The following is a 4,361-nucleotide window of genomic DNA, read 5'->3' on the forward strand; positions in this document are numbered from 1 at the left end:
TACTTTCATTTTACACTGGGATACCATGGGTGTTTTTTATTTTTTAGGTGTTGCGCTTAATATTACAATTCAAGATATAATAAGCGAAAACAGGCCAGACGTTTTGATGTTATGATGAATTTGCCCCTTACATAGGCATACGTACGTTATAATATAATAAGTACAGATTCCAATGGATTGTTACGCTGGACAGGAGGAAATACAAATGGAAAAAGAGATAAGCGGTGTCGCATCCCAAATAGCTTCCGATCTTCAGATAAGGGAAAAGCATGTCACAAACATTATACATATGATTGAAGAAGGCAATACGGTTCCTTTCATTGCCCGTTATCGTAAAGAGCAGACCGGTGCCTCGGACGAAATGGTGATCCGGGACGTTCAGCAGTCCTGGAATTACGCAAATCAATTGGCCGAGCGAAAGGAAGAAGTGCTTCGGCTGATTGATAAACAGGAAAAATTAACGCCGGAGTTAAGGCAATCTATCAATGGAGCTGTACAGCTTCAGGAAGTAGAAGATCTGTATCGTCCTTATAAGCAGAAAAGAAGAACGAAGGCGACGGTGGCGAAAGAGAAAGGGCTTGAGCCGTTAGCGGAATGGCTCATGTCGCAGCCAAAAGAAGGTTTACCGGAGGAACAGGCGCGGGCGTATGTGAACGAAGAAGCCGGAGTGATAGATGCCGCAGCGGCACTCGAAGGAGCGAGGCATATTATCTCTGAACAGATTGCCGACGATGCCAGCATCCGCCACAGTGTCCGTGATCTCAGCTACAAGCAGGGCAGACTTCAGTCTGCAGCTAAAGATGAAAGTAAGGATGAACGTGGTATTTACAGCATGTACTACGATCATGAAGAAGCGCTGGCGAAGGCCCCGTCGCACCGAGTGTTAGCCATGAACCGCGGAGAAAGTGAAGGGGTGCTGAAAATCTCCCTCCAGGCACCGGAAGACAGAATTCTTTCGACTATAGAAAAGAAAGTGGTGAAGCGTTTCGGTTCGCCTACTGTTCCGCAGCTGAACGAAGCGATCCAAGACAGCTACAAACGGTTGATTGGCCCGGCAGTCGAGCGGGAGCTTCGAAAAGTCAAAACAGAAGAAGCGGAAACGCAGGCGATTTCTGTCTTCTCCGAAAATCTTCGAAACCTTCTGCTCCAGCCGCCGATGAAGGGGAAAACAGTACTTGGCGTAGATCCGGCATACCGCACCGGCTGTAAGCTGTCGGTCGTAGATGGCAACGGAAGGTTGCTTGAGGTAGGAGTGATCTATCCAGTGCCGCCTAGAAATAAAATAACCGAAGCGAAAAAAGAAGTATTTGCTTTAATTGAAAAATACGATATACAGGTTATAGCTATCGGCAACGGAACGGCTTCAAGGGAAACAGAAGAATTTATTGCCGGGGTGGTCGAGGAAGCGGAAGGAGACGTTTCGTATATTATTGTAAACGAAGCTGGTGCGAGCGTTTATTCTGCTTCGGAGGTTGCCCGTGAGGAATTCCCGGATCTTCAGGTTGAAGAGCGAAGCGCAGCTTCCATCGCAAGAAGACTCCAGGACCCGCTGGCGGAGCTGGTGAAGATAGACCCTAAATCTATTGGGGTGGGGCAGTATCAGCATGACGTCTCGCAGACGAGACTAAATGAGTCACTGACATTTGTCGTGGAGACAGCGGTAAACCAGGTAGGGGTAGATGTGAACAGTGCCTCGAGCAGTCTGCTTCAGTATGTGGCCGGCCTTTCTAAAGCGGTGGCAAACAATGTGATTAAGCAAAGAGAAGAGCTTGAAGGCTTTACAAATCGTAAAGAACTTCAGAAGGTACCGAGACTGGGAGCGAAAACGTATGAGCAGGCAGCTGGCTTTCTGCGGGTGCCAGAGTCTTCGAATCCATTCGACCGTACGGCTATCCACCCGGAAAGTTATCAGACCGCTGAGCGTTTGCTCAGTCACCTGGACCTTGAAGCAGCACAGGCTGGCACAAAAGAAATGAAGGACGTCCTTGAAAACCAGGAGGTGCGCCAGCTTGCTGAAGCTCTTGAAGTAGGCGTCCCTACACTGCAGGATATTATAGAGGATTTAAAAAGACCGAACCGGGATCCCCGTGATACGTTTTCGAAGCCTCTTCTGAAAAAAGGCATCATGACTCTTGATGACCTGGAAAAGGGGATGGAGCTTCAGGGAACGGTCCGCAATGTAGTGGATTTTGGAGCCTTTATTGATGTAGGTGTTAAAGAAGACGGCCTCGTGCATATATCAAAGCTCGCCAACCGTTTTATTAAACACCCGATGGAGGTAGTTTCGGTAGGAGAGATAGTTACGGTGTGGGTGGAAGATATTGATCAAAAACGGGGACGGGTAGCATTGACGATGGTAAACTAAATAGATAATGAAAAAACAGAGGGTGCGCACCCCTCTGTTTTTTTAGGGAGGAAAAAATGACTGACGAAGAATTAACAGCATTGGCGCAGAAAATATCAGTGGAAAAATTTCAAAAGGTGTTTAAACATCGCGTCTCGTTTAATCAAAGGCTGCGGACTACAGGAGGAAGGTATGTGCTTTCCACAGGGAACATCGAAGTAAATCCAAAGTCGATGAACAATTATGGTCATCAGGAAGTGATTGATATTGTAAAACATGAATTGTGCCATTATCATTTACATTTGGAAGGGAAAGGGTACAAACATCAGGACAGGGAATTTCAGGATCTGCTGAAGCAGGTAGGGGGCGTCATGCACTGCAGTTCTTTAGAACAATATCGGTTAAAACAGAAAAAGCGTTATCAGTATGCCTGTGAAAGCTGTCATATTTCTTTTAAAAGAACGAGGCAGCTGGATACAAGAAAATATGTCTGTGCAGCCTGCAGAGGAACATTGAAAAAAATATAGAAAAACCTTGACCAGTGTTTTTTCGATGTGATACATTATAAAAGTCGCTTGAGAGAGGGCGCTTCAAAAAACGGCAAAAAAAGCTGTAAATTCCCTTTTAAAAGCGTATTGACATTACATAATAGATCTTGTAGAATTTTCTTTGTCTCAAAAAAGAAATATTCACATTCCGCAGTAGCTCAGTGGTAGAGCAATCGGCTGTTAACCGATTGGTCGCAGGTTCGAATCCTGCCTGCGGAGCCATTGGAGAAGTACCCAAGTGGCTGAAGGGACTCCCCTGCTAAGGGAGTAGGTCGTGTAAACGGCGCGAGGGTTCAAATCCCTCCTTCTCCGCCATTTACTATGGCCCGTTGGTCAAGTGGTTAAGACACCGCCCTTTCACGGCGGTAACACGGGTTCGAATCCCGTACGGGTCACCAACATGGAGGATTAGCTCAGCTGGGAGAGCACCTGCCTTACAAGCAGGGGGTCGGCAGTTCGATCCTGTCATCCTCCACCATTTTCTTTATACAATTGAGGGCCTGTGGTGTAGCGGTTAACATGCCTGCCTGTCACGCAGGAGATCGCGGGTTCAAATCCCGTCAGGCCCGCCATTTTTTTACCCAATATATTGGGCCATAGCCAAGCGGTAAGGCATCGGGTTTTGGTCCCGTGATGCGCTGGTTCGAATCCAGCTGGCCCAGCCAACAACACGCGGGTGTGGCGGAATCGGCAGACGCGCTAGATTTAGGATCTAGTGTCCTTGTGACGTGGGGGTTCAAGTCCCTTCACCCGCACCATTATAAAATTATCGGTGTATGCGGTCGTGGCGGAATCGGCAGACGCGCTAGGTTGAGGGCCTAGTGGGAGTTTATCCCGTGGAGGTTCAAGTCCTCTCGACCGCACCATAATATGCGCCCGTAGCTCAGTTGGATAGAGCGTCTGACTACGGATCAGAAGGCCAGGGGTTCAAGTCCTCTCGGGCGCACCATTTACTTATTTTTTCAGCAGCATCTGCGGGAAGTAGCTCAGCTTGGTAGAGCACTTGGTTTGGGACCAAGGGGTCGCAGGTTCGAATCCTGTCTTCCCGACCATGTATTTGCGGGTGTAGTTTAGTGGTAAAACCTCAGCCTTCCAAGCTGATGTCGTGGGTTCGATTCCCATCACCCGCTCCATTATTACAAAAAAATTAATTGCTTTAAGTTATTTTTTTGTGCCTGTGGGCCTGTAGCTCAGTTGGTCAGAGCGCACGCCTGATAAGCGTGAGGTCGGTGGTTCAAGTCCACTCAGGCCCACCATTATTTCCATTGACATTTAGTTGATCAAAGGTTATAATTTATGTGTCACTTTAAAAGGTGTTGACAGTTTAAGAGCACCGTGTTAAATTGTTTAAGCTGCTTTTTTGAGCGGCAGATCGTTCTTTGAAAAGGAAAAACAAGCCAGAGCCCCAATCAAAAGCAACACATTTTTAGGGCATTTCGGATGCCACAGCATCAAACTTTTTACGGAGA

The 4,361-nt window shown here is 47.3% G+C and carries 2 protein-coding genes and 12 tRNA genes; all 14 read left to right on the top strand.

From position 1 onward, the window contains the following. Positions 1-205: 205 nt before the first annotated feature. The 14 genes from ACTRXI_RS16160 (at position 206) to ACTRXI_RS16225 (ending at position 4,148) form a co-directional block, all read left to right on the top strand. Positions 206-2,365, top strand: coding sequence for a Tex family protein (locus tag ACTRXI_RS16160; protein ID WP_474264266.1), 2,160 nt, complete (start codon positions 206-208; stop codon positions 2,363-2,365). Between the two features lie 56 nt (positions 2,366-2,421). Beyond that, positions 2,422-2,871: a SprT family protein gene (locus ACTRXI_RS16165; RefSeq protein WP_474264268.1), complete on the top strand. Its 450-nt coding sequence runs from the start codon at positions 2,422-2,424 to the stop codon at positions 2,869-2,871. A 168-nt stretch (positions 2,872-3,039) separates the two neighbouring features. Then, positions 3,040-3,114, top strand: a tRNA-Asn gene (locus tag ACTRXI_RS16170). A gap of 2 nt (positions 3,115-3,116) precedes the next feature. Continuing rightward, positions 3,117-3,207: transfer RNA gene (locus ACTRXI_RS16175), tRNA-Ser, on the top strand. Between the two features lie 8 nt (positions 3,208-3,215). Further along, positions 3,216-3,290 (top strand) — tRNA-Glu (locus tag ACTRXI_RS16180). A gap of 4 nt (positions 3,291-3,294) precedes the next feature. After that, a tRNA-Val gene (locus ACTRXI_RS16185) sits at positions 3,295-3,370 on the top strand. 18 nt (positions 3,371-3,388) lie between these two features. Continuing rightward, a tRNA-Asp gene (locus tag ACTRXI_RS16190) sits at positions 3,389-3,464 on the top strand. Between the two features lie 18 nt (positions 3,465-3,482). Further along, positions 3,483-3,557 (top strand) — tRNA-Gln (locus tag ACTRXI_RS16195). A 7-nt stretch (positions 3,558-3,564) separates the two neighbouring features. After that, positions 3,565-3,650 (top strand) — tRNA-Leu (locus tag ACTRXI_RS16200). Positions 3,651-3,670: 20 nt separating this feature from the next. Then, positions 3,671-3,758 (top strand) — tRNA-Leu (locus tag ACTRXI_RS16205). Positions 3,759-3,764: 6 nt separating this feature from the next. Continuing rightward, a tRNA-Arg gene (locus ACTRXI_RS16210) sits at positions 3,765-3,841 on the top strand. A gap of 26 nt (positions 3,842-3,867) precedes the next feature. Continuing rightward, a tRNA-Pro gene (locus ACTRXI_RS16215) sits at positions 3,868-3,944 on the top strand. 7 nt (positions 3,945-3,951) lie between these two features. Continuing rightward, a tRNA-Gly gene (locus ACTRXI_RS16220) sits at positions 3,952-4,025 on the top strand. A gap of 46 nt (positions 4,026-4,071) precedes the next feature. Then, positions 4,072-4,148, top strand: a tRNA-Ile gene (locus tag ACTRXI_RS16225). Positions 4,149-4,361 lie beyond the last annotated feature (213 nt).

It is taken from the genome of Marinococcus sp. LNHM4E3-1 (assembly GCF_056034405.1).

What these genes read in the sequence shown, in the direction of transcription:
- ACTRXI_RS16160 (WP_474264266.1), top strand. Translation starts at nt 206, where the DNA reads ATGGAAAAAGAGATAAGCGGTGTCGCATCCCAAATAGCTTCCGATCTT.
- ACTRXI_RS16165 (WP_474264268.1), top strand. Translation starts at nt 2,422, where the DNA reads ATGACTGACGAAGAATTAACAGCATTGGCGCAGAAAATATCAGTGGAA.